The 210-nt window shown below is 40.5% G+C and carries 1 protein-coding gene; it reads left to right on the top strand.

Features of this window, described 5'->3' with window-relative positions; translation table 11 throughout:
- On the top strand, positions 1-210 hold a 210-nt coding region (locus ACYQ4S_RS13155; RefSeq protein ID WP_459771635.1), incomplete at both ends, for a transposase.

Raw genomic sequence — 210 nt, 5'->3', positions numbered from 1 at the left:
TGTTTCGCTTAGTAACGATTGAACGTAAGCATCAATCGAATCTACGTATCCTGACGAACCGAATGGATCTTTCAGCAGAGGACATCGGAAAGATGTATCAATCAAGATGGCAGATCGAGTTGTTTTTCAAGCACATCAAACAACATTTGACCATTAAAACGTACTATTCACAGTCTGAACAAGGCGTGGAGAATCAAGTGATTCTTGCGA

The sequence above is a fragment of the Alkalibacterium sp. s-m-28 genome (assembly GCF_054658175.1).
This window is presented reverse-complemented; position numbering and strand designations above follow the sequence as displayed.